We start from the raw sequence: 20,788 nt of genomic DNA on the forward strand, positions 1-20,788 counted from the left end.
GGGGAAGTCACGGCCGGTGATGCTTTCTCTTGGATCAGCGGGCCTGGGCCGCACCGCGTTCGCGGGCGATCAGGTGGTCGGCGATGCGCAGCATGTCCGGGAAGCTCTTGCCCTTCACCAGGTACTTGCCGTTGACGATGATCGACGGGGTGCCGCTGATCGCGCTGCGCTGGGCGAACTGCTTGGCCGCGTTGGTCTTGGCGTTCACTGCGAAGCTGCCCATGGTGGCGGCGAACTGCTTCGGGTCCACGCCGTAGCCGGCATAGAACTTGGCGATGTCCTCGACCGAGTCGGCGCCGCGCTCACCCTTCAGGGTCTGCTGCGAGTGGATGGCGGCGTACAGCGCTTCGTGGGTCTTTTCCTGCACGCCCAGGGTCTGCGCGGCGTAGAAGGCACGGCCATAGTTGTCCCAGGTGCCGCCGAACATGGCCGGCACGTAGACGAAGTTCACGTCGCTGGGCAGGCCGGCCTTCCACGGGCCGACCAGCGGCTGGAAGGCGGCGCAGGCGGGGCAGACGTAGCCGAAGATCTCGGCCACTTCGACCTTGCCGGCGGCCGGCTGGAACGGCTGGCCGTTCTGGATCAGCTGGTAGTCGGCGCCTTCCACCGGCTCCGGACCGGTCAGTGCGGTGGTGGTCGGGGCCGCTGCGGCGGCCGGAGCGGCCTCGGCAGCGGCCTTGTCGCCTTCGGCGGCCGGGGCAGCGCCTTCGGCGCCAGCGGCGGGGGCTGCGGCGGGCTCGGCAGCCGGGGTGGCGGCCGGTTCGGTCGGGGCGGTGGTATTGGTGGTGCCGTCGTCAGCCTTGCAGGCGGCCAGGAGCGGCAGCAGCGCTGCGAGTGCGAGGGCGGCGTAACGGGTCTTCATTGAAACGTCTCCAGCATCTGGAAAGGTGGGGCCGGCGGCAGGCGCCGGCCAGGGGGAAATGATGACATGCGGCGGCGACAGCGCCGTGTCGATGGTCGGCGTTGGTTCAGCGGCCGCCCTTGGCGCGGGCTTCGGAAATCAGCTTGGAGGCAATGCGCAGCTGGTCTTCGAAGCTGTTGCCGCGGACCAGGTACTGGCCGTTGATGATCATGGCCGGGGTGCCCGGCACCTGGGTGCGCTGGGCGAAGGCACGGGCCGCATCGACCTTCTTCTGCACCGCATCGCCGCGCAGGGCCTGCTTGTAGCGGTCGGCGCTGACGCCATAACGGGCGTAGAAGGTGGCGAGCTCATCGGCAGACACGTTCTGCATCGGCAGCGAGCCTTCCTCGTGCAGGGCCTTGAACACCGCGGCATGGCTGCGCTTGGCCACGCCGGTTTCCTCGGCGGCGTAGTAGGCCAGGGCCCAGGCATCCCAGGCACCGCCGAAGGCGGCCGGGACCGGGGTGAAGCGCACGTCGGCCGGCAGCTTGGCGGCCCAGGCTTCCAGCTGCGGCTCGAAATGGGCGCAGTGCGGGCAGGTGTAGCCGAACACTTCCACCACTTCGATCTTGCCGGCCAGCGGCTGGAACGGGCCGGGCTTGGCGATGCGTTCGTAGTCTTTGCCTTCAACCAGCGGGGCATTGGCGGGGGTGGCGGCGCAGGCCGTCAACGGCAACAGCACCAGCAGGGACAGCAGCAGGCGGGGAATCAACCTCATCGACACGCATCTCCATTGAAAATAACAACGCCGGCGCAGCCGCCGGCGTGAAGGAAACATACCGCAGCGACGGGCCGACGTGGCGACCCGTGCCGACCAGTGGCGGTCAGGGGGCGGCGGCCGGTTGCGTGGCGGCGCCCTCGGCGGCGATGTCGTCGGCCTTGTTGTGCAGGCCCTGCAGGTAGCTGGACAGGGCCTGGACTTCCTGTTCGCTCAGCTTCTGGGCGACGGCGGCCATGATCTGGAAGTGCGCCTTGTCGGTCTGGTTGGTCTGCCCGGCCTGGTATTCCTGCAGGCGGCGGGCGACGTAGCTGGCGTGCTGGCCGCCGATATGCGGGTAGGCCGGGCCGGGGTTGCCGGCGCCGCTGGGGCCATGGCAGGCCATGCAGGCCGGCAGGCCGCGCTCGGCATCGCCACCGCGGTACAACTTCTGGCCGATTTCGTAGAACTTCATGCCCTTGTAGGGGCCATCGGCCACGGCGGTATCGTCGGCGATGCCGGCGGTGGCCTTCTGCGTGGCGAAGAACGCGCCGATATCGCGCATGTCCTGCGGGGTGAGGTTCTGCACGAAGGGCACCATCGCCACCGCCGCGCCGGAACTGCGCTGGCCGTTGGCGATCAGGGCCATCTGCTGGGCCACGTAGCGTTCGCTCTGGCCGGCGATGGACGGGTACATCTCCACCGTGGAATTGCCGTCGGCCCCATGGCAGGCCGCGCAGGCCGAGGCCTTGGTCTGGCCGGCCTTGGCATCGCCCCAGGTGGTCTTGCTGAAATCCACTTCCAGCGAGGCGGTGCGGATCGGCCCGTTGTCGGGCAGCGGGGTCAGCGTGGTCTGCGCGAACGCAGCGGCGGCAACGACGACGGCAGTGGCAAGAGCGGATACGGCAAGAACGCGAGCGTGGCGCATGCTAAAGCTCCGTATGGACCGGGCCGGGGCGTGGCCGCCGGCATCGCCCGGATTATCAACGCCGTTTCCGCACACGGTCAACGCAGCAGTGCAGCATTTTCCCGGCCTGCAGCCCCCGGAACGGGCGCGCGGCGCCGCAACATGCGATCCTAGGCGCATGTCATTGCTCATCGAACGCGCCCGTTACCACCTTTCGGCCCACAACGTGCGGCAGCTGCCGCCCGATGAAGGGGCCGAAGTGGCCTTCGCCGGCCGCTCCAACGCCGGCAAGTCCAGCGCCCTCAACGCGCTGACCCGGCAGAACTCCCTGGCCCGCGTGTCCAAGACCCCCGGCCGCACCCAGCAGCTGGTGTTCTTCCAGATCACCCCCGAAGCGCATCTGGTCGACCTGCCCGGTTACGGCTATGCCAAGGTGCCGCTGGACCTGCAGGCCCACTGGCAGGCCTTCATCGACCGGTATTTCCGCACCCGCGAAGCCCTCAAGGGCCTGGTGGTGGTGATGGACATCCGCCACCCGCTGAAGGACTACGACCGGCAGATGCTGTCTTACGCCGTGCAGCGTGGCATGCCTGCGCACGCGCTGCTGACCAAGGCCGACAAGCTCAGCCGCAGCCAGCAGATGCAGACCCTGCAGAAGGTCCGCGAGGAACTGCATTCGGCCTATGGCGACAGCGTCAGCGTGCAGGTGTTCTCCGGTGAGGACCGCACCGGCGTGGACGAAGCCCGCGGCGTGATCGGCGGCTGGCTGGGCCTGGCGTAACAGATGGACCGTGCCGGGCGTCGCCCGGCAGCATTCCTGTAGAGCCGAGCCCACGCTCGGCTGCCGCGCGCAGCGCGGCTCGCCCCCGGCAGCCGAGCATGGGCTCGGCTCTACAGGGGCTCATCAGCTTATTTCAACGGCGAATACTCCGCCGGCACCCACGCATAGGCTTCGCCCTCGCGGCGCACGTGGCCCAGGCCCGGGAACGGCAGGTGCGCACCGGCCACCCACCAGCCCTTGGCGGTAGCCTGCTGCAGCAGGCTGCGACGGCTGGCGATGGCTGCCCTGCGGTCCGCATCGGCCTCGAACGCGGCTTCCGGATGCGCGAACTGCACCGCGTGGAAGTGCAGCACATCCCCCCACACCAGCAACGACTGGCCCTGGCTGTCGAACCGGTAGGAGACATGGCCGGGGGTATGGCCGTGGCTGTCCATGGCCACCGCGCCGCCGGGCAGGGCATCACCGGGCTGGAAGGTGCGCAGCCTGCCCTGGGCCTGGTACGGCGCCACGGCATTGCGCGCCAGCGGGAAGGCGAAACGCACGCCCTGCGGCGCACCGGCTTCGCTGGCCGGGTCCAGCCAGTAATCGGCATCGGCCTTGGACAGCCACACCGTGGCATTGGGGTAGGCCGGCTGCCCCTGCGCGTCGAGCACGCCACACATGTGGTCCGGGTGGGCATGGGTGAGCAGGATGTCATCCACCTCGGCCGGGTCCACCCCGGCCGCGCGCAGGTTGCCCAGCACCTGGCCCAGGCCCGGGCCGAAGCACTGCGCGGTGCCGGTATCGACCAGGGTCAGGTGGTTGCCCTGGCGGACCAGGAACGCGTTGACCGCGGTCTGCAGGCCCTTCTTGTCTTCGGGCACGTAGCGGCCGTCGAGCAGGCGGGTGACCAGGGTGGGGGAGACATCGACCACTTCCTGGCGGCCCAGCGCGACCACGCCATCGAACAGTGCGGTGACCTGCAGGGCGCCGACACGCTGGTGGTAGACGCCTGGCACCTGCTGGGCGGGAGCGGGCGAGGTGGCTTCGGCCAATGTGGCCAGCGGCAGGGAGGACAGCGCCAGCAGCAGGGCGCCACGCAAGGGCAGGTGATGGAGGTTCATGAGCGGCTCGGCAAGGCGGGGGATTCCGGTGCTGGGCAGCGTGACGTGCGACGCGCGCGCGATGCGCTCAAACCACTGCGCGGAACGCTCAAGGGGGTTGTTCGGCAGGGCTTGCAGCCCTGCACCTGCTGCAAGCCAGAGCCGAAGCAACAGCAGAAGCTGGTTTCCTGAGGGATGGCGGGGTGGGTCCGGTTGAGGGGGACGCCGTAAACCCCCCTCCGGGGTCCGGCCCAGCCGCTGGCGGCTGTGCGTTCGGGCGCTTGCGAAGCAGTGCTTCGCAAGCCAAGCGCCCTCACCCATGGGGGCTTGGTCGCAGCTTGCTCGTGTGCGCTGTCCTGCGCACACGGCAAGACCGGGGTTGGGCATCCTGCCCAACCCGCCCGAGGCATGCCTCGGGCCCATGCCGCTCACACCCCCTCAACCGGACCCACCCCGCCTTCGACAGTTTGCTGCGATCTGTCGGAACGGCGTTCTGCCTTGGTGGGTGTCGACCTTGGTCGACACGGTAGATCCACGCCATGCGTGGATGCATTTCGATTTCAATTCGAAATATTCGATTCCGATTGAGATTCATCCACGCATGGCGTGGATCTACTGGCCGCCGGCCAACTGTCGAAGGTGGGGCGGTGTGGGTGGGCAGGACCGCAGGCGCCATGGATGGCGCCTACGAGCCCCCAGGGGTGAGGGCGCTTTGCTTGCGAAGCACTGCTTCGCAAGCGTCCGAACGCACAGCCGCCAGCGGCTGGGCCGGACCCCGGAGGGGGGTTTACGGCGTGTCCTGCCCACCCACACCGCCCCGCCATCCCACGGAATGCCGCTCTGGCTTTGGCCGTTGCCGTTGATTCGGCAGGTGCAGGGCTGCAAGCCCTGCCGAACCCCACCCTAGATGTCTGTCGGCGCCAGCCCGTACTGCTCCGCAAACCGCTTGCTGAAACTCGCCGCCGACCGATACCCAGCCCGCGCGGCCACCGTCTTCAGCGGCAGATCCGTCGTGTACAGCAACGTCATCCCGTGGGCCAGCCGCGCCTCGGTCAACAACTGCCGCAGGCTGGTGCGCTCGGCCGCCAGCCGACGCCGCAGTGTCGCCCCGCTCAGCGCGAACTGTTCCTCCACATCCCGCGATTGCCAGTCGCGCGCAGGTTCGGCTGCAATGCGGTCGCGGATCTGCTCGCCCAGGCTCGGTGCCTGCGGCAGCAGCAGGTTGCCGTGGCCTTGCCGGCACAGGGTCAGTACCAGCGCAGCCAGTGCCAGCCGTGCCTGGCTGTAGTGACCATCCTGCAGTGATTGCCGCCACTGCCGCAGCAGCGTGCCGTGGTCGGCCAGCGCAATGCGCGCCACGCTCGTGCCCGCCGCCGGTGGCGGCTCGTTCCACAGCGTGCGGGCCGCCGCCAGAACTTCGGCACACAGCGGCACGATGGCACTGAGGTAGCGGCCGGTCCCTGGGTCGGGCGTGTTGACCACATCGATGCGGCAGCGCTGGGTGATCAGCAGGATGTCGCCGGGCACGAAATCCAGTGACTGGTGCGCGGTGCGTACCTGCTTGCGGCCTTCCAGCAGGATCGCGAACTGCGGCTGTGGAATTTCCACCGAACTGGCGCCGTGTTCGCGGCGCGCGGTGATGCAGGCATAACCTTCGGCGCGGTCGCAGCCGGCCAGGCTGGACATCTCGGCCAGCAGGGCGATGGCCGGTGGCAGCATCGCGGTCATGACAGGTGGGCTCCCAGCAGTCTGCCAATGCCGGCCGCGGCGGCCATCGCCAGTGCGCCCCAGAACATCACCCGCACCGCGCCGCGAACGGGCGGTGCACCGCCGGCGCGGGCGGCCATCGCGCCGGTCAGGCACAGGCCGAGCAGGGTGCTGGCAGTGGTCAACACCGCCACCTTGTCGGTGGGCGAGAACAGGGCGGTCAGCACCGGCAGCGCGGCGCCGCCGGTGAAGGCACCGGCCGACGCCAATGCGGCCTGCAGCGGGCGGGCGCGCAGGGTATCGGTGATGCCGAGTTCGTCGCGTGCATGCGCGCCCAGCGCGTCGTGTGCGGTGAGCTGTTCGGCCACCTGCCGGGCCAACGCGGGCTGCAGGCCGCGATGGCGGTAGATCGCCGTCAGCTCGTCCAGTTCGCTGTGCGGGTCCTCGTCCAGCTCGCGCATCTCCACGGCCAGGTCGGCCGCTTCGGTGTCGGCCTGGGTCTGTACGGAGACATATTCGCCGGCGGCCATCGACATCGCGCCGGCGACGGTGCCGGCCACGCCGGTGGCCAGCACCGTGCTGGCCGGGGCGCCGCTGGCGGCCACGCCCACCACCAGGCCGGCGACCGAGACGATGCCATCGTTGGCACCCAGCACGGCCGCGCGCAGCCAGCCCACGCGGTCGGCGCGGTGCAGCTCCGGGTGTCGTGAATGGCGGCTCATGGCCCTGAGTGTACGGGGGTCAAGAGGTCGTCGGTAGGATGCTGAAACCCGTCACCGTCGCATGATGCGAAGGGCCGCCACGCTATAGTGCGCCCTTGCGATGCAGGGCCCCCAGCCCCACATCCCCTGCCACTGTCCAGCGAGTCCTCCCCTTGTCGAGCCCCAGCCACGTCGCCGATACGCCCATTACCGACCGCTCGGAGCTGGTCGAGGTGCTTGCCTCCGGCGAGAAGCCCCGTGCGCAGTGGCGCATCGGTACCGAGCACGAGAAGTTCGGGTTCCGCCTGGACGACCTGCGCCCGCCGACCTTCGAAGGCGAGCGCGGCATCGAAGCCCTGCTCAACGGCCTGACCCGCTTCGGCTGGGAGCCGGTGCAGGAAAACGGCAACACCATCGCCCTGCTGCGTGACAACGCCTCGGTGACGCTGGAGCCGGCCGGGCAGCTGGAACTGTCCGGCGCGGCGCTGGAAACCATCCACCAGACCTGCGTGGAAACCGGCACCCACTTGAATGAAGTGGCCCAGGTGGCCGGCGAACTGCAGCTGGGCTTCCTCGGCATGGGCTTCCAGCCCAAGTGGACGCGCGATGAAATGCCGTGGATGCCCAAGGGCCGCTACAAGATCATGCGTTCGTACATGCCCAAGGTCGGTTCGCTGGGCCTGGACATGATGACCCGCACGTCGACCGTGCAGGTGAACCTGGATTACGCCACCGAAGCGGACATGGTGAAGAAGTTCCGCGTGTCGCTGGCGCTGCAGCCGATCGCCACCGCGCTGTTCGCCGATTCGCCGTTCACCGAAGGCAAGCCGAACGGCTACCTGAGCTACCGCTCGCATATCTGGACCGACACCGACGCCGACCGCACCGGCATGCTCGACTTCGTGTTCGAGGATGGCTTCGGTTACGAGCGCTATGTCGATTACCTGCTCGATGTGCCGATGTATTTCTCCTACCGCGATGGCATCTACCACGATGCCAGCGGGCAGAGCTTCCGCGATTTCATGCAGGGCAAGCTGCCGGTGCTGCCGGGTGCGCTGCCGACCCTGCGCGACTGGTCCGATCACATGACCACCGCCTTCCCGGAAGTGCGCCTGAAGAAGTACCTGGAAATGCGCGGTGCCGATGGTGGCCCGTGGAGCCGCCTGTGCGCGCTGCCGGCGTTCTGGGTGGGCCTGCTGTATGACGACACCGCGCTGGATGCCGCCTGGGACCTGGTGCGTGATTTCAGCCTGGCCGAGCGCCATGCGCTGCGCGATGGCGTGCCGAAGTACGCCATGGGCCTGCCGTTCCGCAACGGCAGCGTGCGCGACCTGGCCCGCGAAGCGGTGAAGATTTCGGTGGAAGGCCTCAAGCGCCGCGCCGCGCGCAATGCCGACGGCCAGGACGAGAGCAAGTTCCTGGACGTGCTGCAGGAAATCGTCGAATCCGGCCTGACCCCGGCCGAGCGCAAGCTGGCACTGTTCCATGGCCGCTGGCACGGCGATGTGGATCCGGTGTTCCGCGAATTCGCATACTGATCAACGTGCGGTAGCGCTGGGCGATGCCCGGCGGGCCGCTCAGCCCGGCTTGCCGTCGCGCCGCGGGCTCAGGTAGATCCAGCCCAGGCGTGCCACCCACGGTGCCAGTGCCAGCAGCCAGCCCAGCGCGGCGGCGAAATGCCATGCGTAGGGATCGCTGCCGAGTTCGGCCACCACGCGCATGATCGCCGCGGCCTGCAAGGCGACGAAGGCGAACCAGGCCACCGCCGGCATCACCAGCGGCCGCCCCGAATGCCCCTGGGTGACCCGCGTGACCATCGCCACCAGCAGGCTGCCGAACAGGCCGATGGACAGCGCGTGCAGCGGTGCGCGCCCCAGCAGCAGCTGGCCGGTGGCCACAACGCTGATGTCCTGCAGCAGATACAGCGCGAAGCTGATCGGCAGCCAGGCCAGTGCAAGGAACAAGGCGGCGAGCAGGCCGGGCATCGGGCCGCGCGGCCACCAGTGCCACAGCGCCTGCAATGACAGCACCAGCAGCGGTGCATCGACCAGCCACAGCCACCCGTCCAGCGACAGTGCGGCCAGCACCACGCGCGCCAGCATCAGGGCCCACATGGCCGCCAGCCAGCGCAGTGGCCGCCACGGCACGTAGCCGGCCACCACGTTGTTGGCAAAGAACGGGATCATCCGGTGGGCCACGGTCAGGTAGATGGGCAGCAGCAGACCGAAGGTGCCCAGCGCCACGTGCAGCGGCAGCAGCGCGGCATGGCCGCAGGCGATGGCGATGAACAGCAGCAGCCCGGCCCCGCCCAGCAGCAGGGCGGCGTAGCACGCGCGTGCATGCCAGTTGCGGTTGGCCCCGGCGGCCTTCAGTACGCCGCCGAGCACGACCAGCCCTGCGGTCCAGCCGGCAAGGGCGAGCAGCAGCCCCGGCCACAACGCGGGCGCCCAGCCACAGGCCGCAGCGATCAACAGCGTCTGGCCGCCGAACAGGCCGGCGCCGACCGGCAGGTAGCGCCGGCGGGGCAGGTCGGGCTGGCCCATCCAGCGTGGGAACACGGTCAGCAGGAAGCCGAAGATGAAGCTGGGCAGCACCAGGTACTGCATCAGCAGCGCATGCAGCCAGGCGGCGGGCAGGGCCGGCGCCGTGGGCGTCCACAGGCCACGCAGCGCGCCCAGCCACACGGCCCACCACAGCATGGCCAGCAGCAGGTTGGCGGCGCCGATGAAGAACAGCAGGCGGTGCGGTGCACGCAGCAGGGGCGGGGGCAGGGACGGAGTGGCCATGGGCCGAGTCTGCGCCGGCCGCGGGGGCGGTTCCTTGACCTTCGTCAGGCACAAGGCGGCCATGACGTTCACCGGCCAGCGGCCGGCGCTACCCGCCCTGGGGCCGGTAGCGCCGGGCCATGCCCGGCAGGCGCAGATCAGAAAAAACCCCGGCAATGCCGGGGTTTCTTCATTCCATCACCGCAGCGATCAGGCCTTGATGGTGGCCATGTCGATCACGAAGCGGTAGCGCACATCGTTCTTGGCCATGCGTTCCCAGGCTTCGTTGACGTCCTTGATGTTGATCACTTCAACGTCGCTGACGATGTTGTGCTTGGCACAGAAGTCCATCATTTCCTGGGTTTCGGCCATGCCGCCGATCGCCGAGCCGGTCACGTGCTTGCGGCCGAAGATCACGCTGGAGCCCATCAGCGGCGGGTCCAGTTCGGTGATGACGCCGACCAGGCACATGGTGGCATCGCGCTTGAGCAGGCTCATGTACGGGTTGGTGTCATGGCTGACCGGCACCGTGTTGAGCAGGAAGTCGAAGCTGTTGGCGTGGGCCTTCATCTGCTCCGGGTCGCGCGAGACCAGCACGTCGTCGGCGCCCAGGCGCTTGGCGTCGGCACCCTTTTCCGGGGTGGTGGTGATCATCACCACGGTGGCGCCCATCGCCTTGGCGAACTTCACGCCCATGTGGCCCAGGCCACCCAGACCGATCACGCCCACCTTCTGGCCCGGACCGACCTTCCAGTGGCGCAGCGGCGAGTAGGTGGTGATGCCGGCGCACAGCAGCGGCGCGGCGGCCTTCAGGTCCAGCGTTTCAGAGACCTTCACCACGAAGCGCTGCTCGACCACGATGTGGTCGGAGTAGCCGCCCATGGTCAGCTCGCCGGTGGTGCGGTCGTGGCTGTTGTAGGTATAGGTCGGGCCCTTTTCGCAGTACTGCTCCAGGTCGTGGCCGCAGGCATCGCAATGGCGGCAGGAATCGACCATGCAGCCGACGCCGGCGAAATCGCCGACCTTCAGGGTGGTGACGGACGGGCCAACTTCGACCACGCGGCCGATGATCTCGTGGCCCGGCACCATCGGGTACTCGGCGCCGCCCCAATCATCGCGGGCCTGGTGCAGGTCGGAATGGCAGATGCCGCTGTACAGCACTTCGATGCGGATGTCGTTGGCGCCAACGGCGCGACGTTCGAAGGTGAAGGGCTCGAGCGGGGCGGTGTTGGTACGTACCGCATAACCATGGGCGAGGGACATGGGGAATCCTTGGCGGGGTTTGTCGAAAGGCGCTTTACAATACGCCCCTCGTACCGGCCTACAAAGCGCGGATATCGGCATGATTCATCAAGGCAGACTGCACAATCATGGCCACTGACAATCTCTCGCACCTGGCCGCCTTCGCCGCGGTGGCCCGCCATCGCAGCTTCCGCAAGGCGGGCGGCGAGCTGACCCTGTCGACCTCGGCGGTGAGCTATGCGATCCGCGCGCTGGAAGAGCGGCTGGGCGTGGGCCTGTTCCACCGCACCACCCGCAGCGTGGCCCTGACCGAGGCCGGGCAGCGCCTGCTGGACCGGCTGCAGCCGGCGCTGGGCCAGGTGCACGACGCCTTGGAGGAAATGAACCAGTTCAGGGACAGCCCGACCGGGCTGCTGCGCATCAACGCGGCGCGCTCGGCGGTGCCGAACCAGCTGGGGCCGCGGCTGACCCGCTTCCTGCGTGCGCACCCCGATGTGCGCCTGGAGCTGACCGAGAACGATGGGCTGGTCGATATCGTGGCCGAGGGATTCGATGCCGGCGTGCGCCTGCACGAGTTCGTGCCCGAGGACATGGTGGCGGTGCCGTTGGGGCGGTCGCTGCACGGCATGATCGTGGCCTCGCCGGAGTACCTGCGCCAGCACCCGGCGCCGCAGCACCCGCGCGATCTGCTGCAGCACGAATGCATCCGCTTCCGCTTCGCCAGCGGGCACCTGTACAAGTGGCAGTTCGACCGCGACGGGCAGTCGCTGGAAATCGACGTGCGTGGGCGGCTGACGTTGAGCGAGCAGACCACCATCATCCGCGCCGTACTCGATGGTTTCGGCCTGGCCTATGTGCTGGAAGATGCTGCGCGCCCGCACATCGAGGCGGGGACGATGGTGGCGGTGCTGCAGGACTGGAGCGAACCGTTTCCCGGCTTCGTGCTGTATTACCCGAAGCAGCGGCAGATGGCCTCGGCATTGCGCGCATTCGTGGACATGTTGCGGGAGTGATGCGAAGGCATCCACGCATGGCGTGGATCTACTGGCGTACCCGCATCCATGCCCTGCGGTGATGCGGTAGATCCACGCCATGCGTGGATGGCAGGCGCCGATCATTCCACCAGCGCGTCATACCCCAGGCCGACGAACTGGATCAGGCAGAACCCATGCCCGAACGGATCGGCCAGCACCGCCAGCCGCCCCCAGCGCCGCTCGCTCACCGGCCGTTCGATCACCGCACCGGCCGCTACCGCGCGTGACAGGGCGACGTTGATGTCTTCCACCACCCAGTCCAGGTGCAGGGGCGTCCAGTGCCGCTCGTAGTCGCGCACATCGCCGTCGTCGGCCGCCACGCTGCCGTCGTCGTTCTGCAGCAGATACAGCGCGGTCGGGCCGCCCAGCAGTTCGACCGCGCCATCACCCAACCGGCGGCCGACGTGCAGGCCGAAAGCCGCAACGTAGAACGCCTCGGCAGCGGCCAGGTCGGGCACATCGATGTTGACGATGAAGGTGCGGGCAGGGGAGTCCATGGCACGGGTCTGCGGCAGCCGGTTGCGGGCAGTCTAGACCTGCCGCAGGGCGCTGCCGGTTCATCTGTCGGCTGGATTCAGGCAAGGTAGACGGCCGCTTTCGACAGGGCCCCCCCATGAGCACGCTTTCCGATATCGAACAGGCCACCGGCCAGTCGTTCCCGCGGCTGTTCCATCAGATGGCCGCCGAAGGCCGCAGCGACTGGGGCGCGCTGGGCAACCTGTGGTTCCGCGAGGTGTTCCCCACCCTGCTGGCGCAGCCGCCGCTGCTGCTGCACGGCAACGAGTTCGAGCCGATCGAGCAGGGCGAACTGCGTGAAGCCTGGGAAGACCTGACCGCCGAGGACCACTACAACCCGCTGCGCGAAGACCTGCAGCTGCTGCCATTCGCGCGCAGTGGCGCCGGCGATACCTATTGTTTCTGGACCAACGCGCCGGGGTTCGCCGAAGCGCCGGTGTTGCTGGTCTGGCACGACGATGACCGTGCCGATGTGCTGGCCGCCAACCTGCAGGACTTCGTGTTCCGCAAGATGGTCGAGGCGGTGGCGGAACTGGAAGCGGAGTACACGACGCTGGTCGAAGGTGATCTGGCCGCGAACCTGCAGGCCTGGCTGGGCACGCACCGCGGGTGGCTGCGGGATGACCAGGCGGCGGTGCTGGAAGCACTGTTTGCGCGCACCGATGACATCGCGGCAGGGAAGATCAGCAACGAGGAAGCACAGGCACTGGTGAAGCAGGTGATCGGCTTCCCGCGGCTGGATGAGTCGTTCGCCTACGTGCGCGAAGGCGCCTGAAGGCAGGGGTCAGATCCGCGCGCAGCGCGGCTCTGACCCTCTTCGCCGAGCCGGGTCAGAGCCCTTTCCGTTGAAAAGGGATCCGCCCCCCTGCCTGGTCAGCTGGCGACCGGGTAATCCAGATACCCCTCGCGACCGCCACCGTAGTAGGTGTCGCGATCCGGCGCGGCCAGCGCGATGTCCTGCTGCAGGCGCTCGACCAGATCCGGGTTGGCGATGAACGGCTGGCCGAAGGCGGCGATGTCGATGGTGCCTTCGTCGACCAGGCGCAGGGCGTACTCACGGGTCATGCCGCCGGCCAGCAGCACGGTGCCGCCGTAGGCCTGCTTGAAGGCCTTCAGGAAGTCTTCGCCGATGGCGCGCTCACCGTGCAGGTAGTTGTCATTCAGATGCGCATAGGCCAGCCCGCGCTTGCCAAGTTCTTCGGCCAGGTACAGATAGCTGGCTTCGTTTTCTGCGTAGGCCGGCATGTCGAAGACCTGGCTGTTCGGCGCCAGGCGCACGCCGACGCGGTGCGCGCCGATGCTGGCAACCAGCGCGTCTACGGTGTCCAGGATCAGCCGTGCGCGGTTGCGCAGCGAGCCGCCGTAGAGATCCTGCCGGTCATTGGTGGCCGGGTTGAGGAACTGCTCGAACAGGTAGCCGTTGGCGGCGTGCAGTTCGATGCCATCGAAGCCGGCGGCGATGGCATTTTCCGCGCCACGCACGAAGTCGTTGACGATGCCCGGCACCTCGTCGGTACGCAGGGCGCGCGGCGGGGTCGGGTCGACGCGGCCACGGCTGCCGTCGTCCAGGTACACGAACGCGAAGTACCTGGGATCGCTGGCCACGGCGCGCGTGCTGGCACTGACCGGCTGGCCACCGTCGGGCTGCAGCGAGCTGTGCGACATGCGGCCGACGTGCCACAGCTGGGCGAAGATCGCGCCCTGCTCGGCATGCACCGCGTCAGTCACCTGCTTCCAGCCGGCCACCTGTTCGGCCGACCAGATGCCCGGCACGTCGATGTAGCCCTGGCCCTGCGGCGAGACCGGCGTGCCTTCACTGATGATCAGGCCGGCACTGGCGCGCTGCCGGTAATACTGCGCGGTCAGTTCGTTGGCCACGGCACCGGGGTTGCGGGCGCGGGTCATCGGCGCCATGGCGATGCGGTTGTGCAGCGGGGTTCCTGCCAGGTCGAAGGGGCGGAACAGCAGGTCGGTCATGTCGGTCATCTCGGTGTGGGGGAGGGCGCCCGCGGCGCCATGCACACAGGATGGAGTTGACATCGAGGCACATAAAGAGCTTCGATTTCCCCCTTGGCGGGATATGGTGTCCCCAATAGAGGCTGCCGATGCTGCCCGTGGAATCCTTGAATGGCCTGGTGACCTTCGTCACCACGGCGCGCGCCGGCACCTTCACCGAGGCGGCCGAAGCGCTGGGCATCTCGCGATCGGCGGTGGGCAAGGCCATCGCCCGGCTGGAGGCGCGGCTGGGGGTGCGCCTGTTCCACCGCACCACCCGGCGCATTTCCCTCACCACCGACGGCGAGGCCTACTACGCCTCGTGCGCGGCCGCGCTGGATGAAATCTCCGCCGCCGAGGCCTGCCTGGGCTCGGCCGCGCACCTGCCCAGCGGGCGCCTGCGCATCGATATGCCTTCATCCTTCGGCCGCCTGGTGGTGATGCCGGTGCTGCTGAAGCTGTGCCAGCAGTACCCGGACCTGCAGCTGACGGTGACCTTCACCGACCACTTCGTCGACCCGATCGAGGAAGGCATCGACCTGCTGATCCGTTTCGGCGGCCTGCAGCAGGCCGAGCACCTGGTGGCGCGCAAGCTGGGCAGCCAGCGCCTGGTGACCTGCGCCGCGCCGTCCTACCTGCAGGCGCACGGCGTGCCGCACAGCGTGGACGACCTGCGCCAGCACCGCAGCATCGTCGGCTACCGCCACGGGCAGCCGATGGCCTGGCGCATTGGTCCTGATGGCGAAGGCGGCACCTTCATTCCCACGGCCACCCACCAGCTCAACGATGGCGACGCGGTGATCGACGGCGCCATTGCAGGGTTGGGCATCTGCCAGATGCCGGTTTCGCTGGTGCGCCGGCACCTGCAGTCCGGCGCGCTGCAGTCGGTGCTGGACCACTGCATGCAGCGCCACATCGATATCCACGCGCTGTGGCCGCCCACCCGCCACCTGCGGCCGAAAGTACGCTTCGTGGTGGATGAACTGACCCGGCTGGCTGCGGCGGGCGCGTTCGACTAACGCCCTCGGGCACCCTCCGGATTGAGTCCGAACGCGGCCTGTGTATACTATCCCCCAGTATAGTTCCGCAGGTGGCGCGCCATGCCGCACTCTCCCGAAGAAAAGAAGAAGGTCCTGGCCCGCGTGCGTCGCATCCGCGGCCAGTGCGATGCCCTGGACCGTGCGCTGGAAGCCGGCGCCGACTGCGGGCCGGTGCTGCAGCAGATCGCGGCCATCCGTGGCGCGGTCAACGGGCTGATGTCCGAGGTGATGGAGGCCCACCTGCGCGAGGAATTCGGCCAACCGGCCACCTCCGATGAACAACGCGCCGAACGCGTGCGCGAGATGAGCGGGCTGATCCGCTCGTACCTGAAATAAACAACGGCGCAACATAGCGCTGCCCATCCTGTTACTGCCTTTCTTTTGGAGAGTCCGCCATGAAATCCCGTGCCGCCGTCGCCTTTGGTCCCGGCCAGCCGCTGCAGATCGTCGAAATCGACGTCGCCCCGCCGAAGGCTGGCGAAGTGCTGGTCAAGATCACCCACACAGGTGTCTGCCACACCGATGCCTTCACCCTGTCCGGCGATGATCCGGAAGGCCTGTTCCCGGTGGTGCTGGGCCATGAAGGCGCCGGCATCGTGGTGGAAGTGGGCGAGGGCGTGACCAGCGTCAAGCCGGGCGACCACGTGATTCCGCTGTACACCGCCGAGTGCGGCGAGTGCCTGTTCTGCAAGAGCGGCAAGACCAACCTGTGCGTGTCCGTGCGTGCCACCCAGGGCAAGGGCGTGATGCCCGACGGCACCAGCCGCTTCAGCTACAACGGCGAACCGATCTACCACTACATGGGCTGCTCGACCTTCAGCGAGTACACCGTGGTGGCCGAAGTGTCGCTGGCCAAGATCAACCCGGATGCGAACCCGGAACACGTGTGCCTGCTCGGCTGCGGCGTCACCACCGGTATCGGCGCGGTGCACAACACCGCCAAGGTGCAGGAAGGCGACAGCGTGGCCGTGTTCGGCCTGGGCGGCATCGGCCTGGCGGTCATCCAGGGTGCGCGCCAGGCGAAGGCCGGCCGCATCATCGCGGTGGACACCAACCCGTCCAAGTTCGACCTGGCCCGCGAATTCGGTGCCACCGACTGCATCAACCCGAAGGACTTCGACAAGCCGATCCAGCAGGTCATCGTTGAAATGACCACCTGGGGCGTGGACCACAGCTTCGAGTGCATCGGCAACACCAGCGTGATGCGTGCGGCGCTGGAATGCGCGCACCGTGGCTGGGGCCAGAGCGTGGTGATCGGTGTGGCCGGTGCCGGCCAGGAAATCTCCACCCGTCCGTTCCAGCTGGTCACCGGCCGCAAGTGGATGGGCACCGCCTTCGGCGGCGTGAAGGGCCGCAGCCAGCTGCCGGGCATGGTCGAAGACGCGATGAAGGGCGATATCGAACTGGCGCCGTTCGTCACCCACACCATGGACCTGGACAAGATCAACGAAGCCTTCGACCTGATGCATGAAGGCAAGTCGATCCGTTCGGTCGTGCATTACTGAGCCACGGCATGCGCTGGCTGGATGCCCTGCGCCGACCGCGTGCGGAAGACCCGCGCGCGGCCCTGGTCGCCCCGATCGAGCAGGCGCTGCGCGCGCTGGGCTGGGTCGAGGGCGAGGTCGGTGCACCGCGTGCGGTGGATTCGCCGTTCGGTATCGATGAGATGCCGTTCGAGCACTGGCTGGCGCAGGTCTTCCTGCCGCGCCTGTACGAAGCCCGTGCCGATGGCCAGTGGCCACCGCGCAGCGATGTGGCGGTGGCGGCCTGGAGCAACCTGGAGGGCCAGCCCGGCGTCGAGCCACTGCTGCAGCTGCTTTCCCGTTTGGACGCAACGATCAACACAGGCGTGCGCTGACGCGCCGCGCAGGAGAACCCCATGGAACGCATCGAACACCGCGCCTGCTTCGGCGGCTGGCAGGACGTCTACCGCCACCACTCGGCCACGCTGGGCTGCGACATGCAGTTCGCCGTGTACCTGCCGCCGCAGGCGGCCACGCAGAAGCTTCCGGTGCTGTACTGGCTGAGCGGCCTGACCTGCACCGAACAGAACGTGATCACCAAGGCCGGTGCGCAGCGTTATGCCGCCGAACACGGCGTGATCCTGGTCGCCCCGGATACCAGCCCGCGTGGCGATGACGTGGCCGATGCCGAAGGCTACGACCTGGGCAAGGGCGCTGGCTTCTACCTCAACGCCACCGAACAGCCGTGGGCGAAGCACTACCGCATGCACGACTACGTGGTGCAGGAACTGCCGGCGCTGATCGAGGCGAACTTCCCGGTGACCGACGCGCGCGCCATCAGCGGCCATTCGATGGGCGGCCATGGCGCGCTGGTGCTGGCCCTGCGCAACCCGGGTCGTTACCGCAGCGTGTCGGCGTTCTCGCCGATCGTCGCCCCCAGCCAGGTGCCCTGGGGCCAGAAGGCCTTCACCGCCTACCTGGGCGACACCCCGGCGGACTGGGCGCAGTGGGATGCCACGGCGCTGGTCGCCAATGCCAGCGAGCGCCTGCCGCTGCTGGTCGACCAGGGCGATGCGGATGAATTCCTGCAGACCCAGCTGCAGCCCGAACGCCTGCAGCAGGCCTGCGATGCCGCCGGCCACCCGCTGACCCTGCGCCTGCAGCCGGGCTATGACCACAGCTATTACTTCATCGCCAGCTTCATTGGTGAGCACATCGCCCACCACGCCCGCGCGCTGAAGGCCTGACTCGGCCGTTGTAGAGTCGAGCCATGCTCGACTGCGTTTCTGTAGCCAGCTCGGCTGGGCAGCAGAGCAGCCGAGCGTGGGCTCGGCTCTACGGAAGCAGACGGCCAGCCGCCACGCATGGCGTGGCGCTACCTGTCGTCGTCTTCTTCCGCCGCTTCGCGGCCCTGCTGGCGGATCAGGGCTTCTTCGCGCGCATCGTTGATCGCGTGGCGCACGCTGTCCAGGTCGATGGTGGATTCATCGTGCACGAAGGTGCCGGTCAGCTCGCTGTCCGGCAGCAGGTTGCCAGCCTCGAACAGCGCCCACATTTCCTCGCCATACCAGCTGTCCAGCAGTTCGGGGGCGAAGCGACCCAGGTAGGCGGTGAGGTTGTTGACATCCCGCAGCAGCATGCTGCGCGCGGCGTTGTTGCCGCCTGCACTGACCACCTGCGGGAAATCGATCACCACCGGGCCATCGGGACCGACCAGCACGTTGTACGGCGAGAGATCGCCATGGATCAGGCCGCAGCACAGCATGCGCACCACCTGGCGGACCAGGGTCTGGTGGAACTGGCGGGCCTGCTCGGGCTCCAGCGCCACCTCGCCCAGGCGGGCGGCGGAGAAGCCGTCGGCATCGGTGACCAGTTCCATCACCAGCACGCCGTGGAAGTAACCGTATGGCTCGGGCACGCGCACGCCGGCATCGCGCAACAGGTACAGCGCGTCCACCTCGGTGTTTTTCCAGGCCGTTTCCTGCTGCTTGCGGCCGTACTTGCTGGCCTTGCCCACCGCACGTGCCTCGCGGCTGCCGCGCACCTTGCGGCCTTCCTGGTACTGCACGCGTTGCTGGAAGCTGCGCTGGGCCATGTCCTTGTAGACCTTGGCGCAGCGCACCTCGTTGCCGCTGCGTACCACGTACACGGCCGCTTCCTTGCCGCTCTTGAGCGGGCGTAGCACTTCATCGATCACGCCGTCGTCGATCAGCGCGCGCAGTCCTTCGGGGGTTTTCACGGAATCTCGGGGGCGGCCAGCGCGGAGGCGCTCGCCAGGATGGGGAGGGAGATCCGCATTTTACAGGTCGCGGCTGCCCAGCGGCTTCCGGGCTGGCCCGGGTGCGTCGCCGGGCAGCCGTGCCACGAGACAGCTGCCCCCGTGGCGGATCCGCCTTTTCCAAAGCGGATCACGCCGCAGGGGGCGCGCGCTGCGGTATGGTGCGCGCATACGGCCTTGCGGATGGGGGGAGTGCATGCCGGTAGTGCTGGCGCTGCTGTACGTGCTCTGCCACGGCCTGGTCGTGGCGTTCTGGCCGGGAGCGGCCGGGGGCGGGTCGTTCGTGTTCCTCACCGCCGCGCCGTTGCTGGCCGCCGCCGCCTGCCTGTGGCGGGCCAAACGGGACCGCGCAGCACTGGGCTGGCGGGCCACTGCCCTGGCGCTGCTGCTGTGGGCCGGTGGCATGGGCTTCAACATGATCGACGCGCTGACCGCCGGCCGGGCCAACATCACGCCCAGCGCCAGCCTGCTGCTGTACGTGCTGTACGGTGTGCCGCTGGTGTTCATCCTTGCCCGTGCCCGCCGCGAGCGCTGGACCATCAGCCTGATCGACGGGGTGATGGCGGCCCTGCTGGGCGTGCTGTTCTTCGTGCACACCCAGTCCTTCGCCGACCGCATCGACATCGACAGCCGGGCGATGGCCAACATGCAGCACATGTTCGACATCCAGAACCTGTGCATTGCCGTGTTCGCCGTGGTGCGCTGGCTGGCCGGTGATGTGCCCGAGCGGCGTACCTTCTTTCGTGCGCTGGCGCTGTATGCGCTGGGCTATCTGCTGGTGGCGTTCTACATCAACCACTACACCGCCGAGCAGTCCTTTGGTGCCTACAACGATCTGCTGATCGACCTGCCGTTCCTGCTGCTGGCGATCCTGGCGCTGCACCAGGCGCCGGCCCCGGGCAGGGTGCTGCACCCGCGCCTGTCGCGGCTGGTCCAGGCCGGTGGACCGATCATCCTGCCGTTGCTGCTGCTGGTGGTCGGCACCCTGGTGGTGGACCACGCACGGCCACTGGCGGTGGGCGGATTCGTGGTCGCCACGCTGGGTTTCAGCCTGCGCAGCACCCTGCTGCAGATGGATCTGCTGGAGCGCCAGGCGGGGCTGGACCAGCTGGCGCGCCAGGATGGCCTGACCGGCGTCGCCAACCGCCGCCAGTTCGACACCGTGCTGGCCGCCGAATGGAACCGCGCACGCCGCAGCGGCACCGAACTGGCCCTGCTGCTGGTGGACATCGACCACTTCAAGGCCTTCAACGACCAGCATGGGCACCCCGCCGGCGACCGCTGCCTGCGCGCGGTCGCCGCCGTGCTGCAGGCCACTGCGGGCCGTGCCGCCGACAGCGTGGCGCGCTATGGCGGCGAGGAGTTCGCGGTAATCGTGCCGGGCAGCGCGCTGTCAGGCGTGCTGGCGCTGGCCGAACGGCTGCGCCTGGCGGTGGAAGCCCTGACCCTGCCCGAAGGCCCGGTCAGCATCAGCATCGGCGTGGCCTACCTGCACCCGCCGGCCACGGCCAGCGCCGACCAGCTGCTGGCCGACGCCGATGCCGGCCTGTACGCGGCCAAGCGCGCCGGCCGCAACCAGGTCACCCTGCATGCGCGGGTGCTGGATGATGAAAGCGGCGAAGAAGGCCGGATCGATTGTTGAGGCGCCGGCGGAACCGGTAGCGCCGGTCACGCCCGGC

General features: G+C 68.4%; 21 protein-coding genes. 10 read left to right on the forward strand and 11 right to left on the reverse strand.

Annotated elements, in window-relative coordinates:
- Window positions 1–34: 34 nt before the first annotated feature.
- From ACM2ZB_RS18680 to ACM2ZB_RS18690, 3 genes are all read right to left on the reverse strand, one after another.
- Window positions 35–862: a thiol:disulfide interchange protein DsbA/DsbL gene (locus tag ACM2ZB_RS18680; RefSeq protein ID WP_313442234.1), complete on the reverse strand. Its 828-nt coding sequence runs from the start codon at window positions 860–862 to the stop codon at window positions 35–37.
- 106 nt (window positions 863–968) lie between these two features.
- Entirely contained in the window at window positions 969–1,619 is a 651-nt protein-coding gene (locus ACM2ZB_RS18685) for a thiol:disulfide interchange protein DsbA/DsbL (protein ID WP_313442232.1), read from the reverse strand.
- Window positions 1,620–1,725: 106 nt separating this feature from the next.
- Complete coding sequence (locus ACM2ZB_RS18690; protein ID WP_313442230.1) at window positions 1,726–2,526, reverse strand: c-type cytochrome; 801 nt, start codon at window positions 2,524–2,526, stop codon at window positions 1,726–1,728.
- Between the two features lie 157 nt (window positions 2,527–2,683).
- Here ACM2ZB_RS18690 and yihA point away from each other — a divergent pair, with 157 nt between their 5' ends.
- Window positions 2,684–3,286, forward strand: coding sequence for a ribosome biogenesis GTP-binding protein YihA/YsxC (gene yihA, locus ACM2ZB_RS18695; protein ID WP_416056539.1), 603 nt, complete (start codon window positions 2,684–2,686; stop codon window positions 3,284–3,286).
- A gap of 128 nt (window positions 3,287–3,414) precedes the next feature.
- Here the strand turns inward: yihA and ACM2ZB_RS18700 are convergent, their stop codons facing one another.
- The 3 genes from ACM2ZB_RS18700 to ACM2ZB_RS18710 all read right to left on the reverse strand — a co-directional run bounded on the left by ACM2ZB_RS18700 (window position 3,415) and on the right by ACM2ZB_RS18710 (window position 6,797).
- The gene (locus ACM2ZB_RS18700) at window positions 3,415–4,389 is read right to left on the reverse strand and encodes an MBL fold metallo-hydrolase (protein WP_416056540.1); all 975 of its coding nucleotides are present in this window, start codon (window positions 4,387–4,389) and stop codon (window positions 3,415–3,417) included.
- 882 nt (window positions 4,390–5,271) lie between these two features.
- Window positions 5,272–6,096, reverse strand: a complete 825-nt coding sequence (locus ACM2ZB_RS18705; RefSeq protein WP_416056541.1) for a helix-turn-helix transcriptional regulator — start codon at window positions 6,094–6,096, stop codon at window positions 5,272–5,274.
- Window positions 6,093–6,797, reverse strand: coding sequence for a VIT family protein (locus ACM2ZB_RS18710; RefSeq protein WP_313441619.1), 705 nt, complete (start codon window positions 6,795–6,797; stop codon window positions 6,093–6,095). Before ACM2ZB_RS18710 ends, ACM2ZB_RS18705 begins: the two co-directional genes overlap by 4 nt.
- A 152-nt stretch (window positions 6,798–6,949) precedes the next feature.
- Here ACM2ZB_RS18710 and ACM2ZB_RS18715 point away from each other — a divergent pair, with 152 nt between their 5' ends.
- The gene (locus ACM2ZB_RS18715) at window positions 6,950–8,314 is read left to right on the forward strand and encodes a glutamate--cysteine ligase (protein ID WP_313441618.1); all 1,365 of its coding nucleotides are present in this window, start codon (window positions 6,950–6,952) and stop codon (window positions 8,312–8,314) included.
- Window positions 8,315–8,353: 39 nt separating this feature from the next.
- Here the strand turns inward: ACM2ZB_RS18715 and ACM2ZB_RS18720 are convergent, their stop codons facing one another.
- Together ACM2ZB_RS18720 and ACM2ZB_RS18725 are read right to left on the reverse strand one after the other, a co-directional pair.
- A complete protein-coding gene (locus ACM2ZB_RS18720) occupies window positions 8,354–9,562 on the reverse strand; it encodes an NnrS family protein (RefSeq protein WP_416056542.1) in 1,209 nt (402 codons plus the stop codon).
- A 189-nt stretch (window positions 9,563–9,751) separates the two neighbouring features.
- Entirely contained in the window at window positions 9,752–10,804 is a 1,053-nt protein-coding gene (locus ACM2ZB_RS18725) for an NAD(P)-dependent alcohol dehydrogenase (RefSeq protein WP_416056543.1), read from the reverse strand.
- Between the two features lie 107 nt (window positions 10,805–10,911).
- On the opposite strand from ACM2ZB_RS18725, the gene ACM2ZB_RS18730 reads away from it, so the two are divergent.
- The gene (locus ACM2ZB_RS18730) at window positions 10,912–11,796 is read left to right on the forward strand and encodes a LysR family transcriptional regulator (protein ID WP_313441615.1); all 885 of its coding nucleotides are present in this window, start codon (window positions 10,912–10,914) and stop codon (window positions 11,794–11,796) included.
- A gap of 101 nt (window positions 11,797–11,897) precedes the next feature.
- Here ACM2ZB_RS18730 and ACM2ZB_RS18735 read toward each other — a convergent pair whose 3' ends face one another.
- A complete protein-coding gene (locus tag ACM2ZB_RS18735; RefSeq protein WP_313441614.1) occupies window positions 11,898–12,314 on the reverse strand; it encodes a VOC family protein in 417 nt (138 codons plus the stop codon).
- A gap of 116 nt (window positions 12,315–12,430) precedes the next feature.
- On the opposite strand from ACM2ZB_RS18735, the gene ACM2ZB_RS18740 reads away from it, so the two are divergent.
- A complete protein-coding gene (locus ACM2ZB_RS18740; RefSeq protein WP_416056544.1) occupies window positions 12,431–13,108 on the forward strand; it encodes an SMI1/KNR4 family protein in 678 nt (225 codons plus the stop codon).
- Window positions 13,109–13,206: 98 nt separating this feature from the next.
- On the opposite strand, the gene ACM2ZB_RS18745 is transcribed toward ACM2ZB_RS18740, so the two are convergent.
- A complete protein-coding gene (locus tag ACM2ZB_RS18745; RefSeq protein WP_416056545.1) occupies window positions 13,207–14,310 on the reverse strand; it encodes an alkene reductase in 1,104 nt (367 codons plus the stop codon).
- A 128-nt stretch (window positions 14,311–14,438) separates the two neighbouring features.
- Between ACM2ZB_RS18745 and ACM2ZB_RS18750 the strand changes: the two genes are divergently transcribed.
- The 5 genes from ACM2ZB_RS18750 (at window position 14,439) to fghA (ending at window position 18,078) form a co-directional block, all read left to right on the forward strand.
- Window positions 14,439–15,347: a LysR family transcriptional regulator gene (locus ACM2ZB_RS18750; RefSeq protein ID WP_416056546.1), complete on the forward strand. Its 909-nt coding sequence runs from the start codon at window positions 14,439–14,441 to the stop codon at window positions 15,345–15,347.
- Window positions 15,348–15,428: 81 nt separating this feature from the next.
- Window positions 15,429–15,704 (forward strand): metal/formaldehyde-sensitive transcriptional repressor, encoded by a 276-nt coding sequence (locus ACM2ZB_RS18755; protein WP_079223297.1) that lies wholly within the window; start codon window positions 15,429–15,431, stop codon window positions 15,702–15,704.
- Window positions 15,705–15,763: 59 nt separating this feature from the next.
- Window positions 15,764–16,873: an S-(hydroxymethyl)glutathione dehydrogenase/class III alcohol dehydrogenase gene (locus ACM2ZB_RS18760; RefSeq protein ID WP_416056547.1), complete on the forward strand. Its 1,110-nt coding sequence runs from the start codon at window positions 15,764–15,766 to the stop codon at window positions 16,871–16,873.
- 8 nt (window positions 16,874–16,881) lie between these two features.
- Window positions 16,882–17,226: a YqcC family protein gene (locus tag ACM2ZB_RS18765; protein ID WP_416056548.1), complete on the forward strand. Its 345-nt coding sequence runs from the start codon at window positions 16,882–16,884 to the stop codon at window positions 17,224–17,226.
- 21 nt (window positions 17,227–17,247) lie between these two features.
- On the forward strand, window positions 17,248–18,078 hold the full coding sequence (fghA, locus tag ACM2ZB_RS18770; RefSeq protein ID WP_416056549.1) for an S-formylglutathione hydrolase: 831 nt from the start codon (window positions 17,248–17,250) through the stop codon (window positions 18,076–18,078).
- Window positions 18,079–18,206: 128 nt separating this feature from the next.
- Here the strand turns inward: fghA and ACM2ZB_RS18775 are convergent, their stop codons facing one another.
- Window positions 18,207–19,070: a PA4780 family RIO1-like protein kinase gene (locus ACM2ZB_RS18775; RefSeq protein ID WP_313441607.1), complete on the reverse strand. Its 864-nt coding sequence runs from the start codon at window positions 19,068–19,070 to the stop codon at window positions 18,207–18,209.
- A gap of 235 nt (window positions 19,071–19,305) precedes the next feature.
- On the opposite strand from ACM2ZB_RS18775, the gene ACM2ZB_RS18780 reads away from it, so the two are divergent.
- On the forward strand, window positions 19,306–20,751 hold the full coding sequence (locus tag ACM2ZB_RS18780; RefSeq protein ID WP_416056550.1) for a diguanylate cyclase: 1,446 nt from the start codon (window positions 19,306–19,308) through the stop codon (window positions 20,749–20,751).
- Window positions 20,752–20,788 lie beyond the last annotated feature (37 nt).

The sequence above is a fragment of the Stenotrophomonas maltophilia genome (assembly GCF_047782825.1).
Classification (GTDB): Bacteria; Pseudomonadota; Gammaproteobacteria; order Xanthomonadales; family Xanthomonadaceae; genus Stenotrophomonas.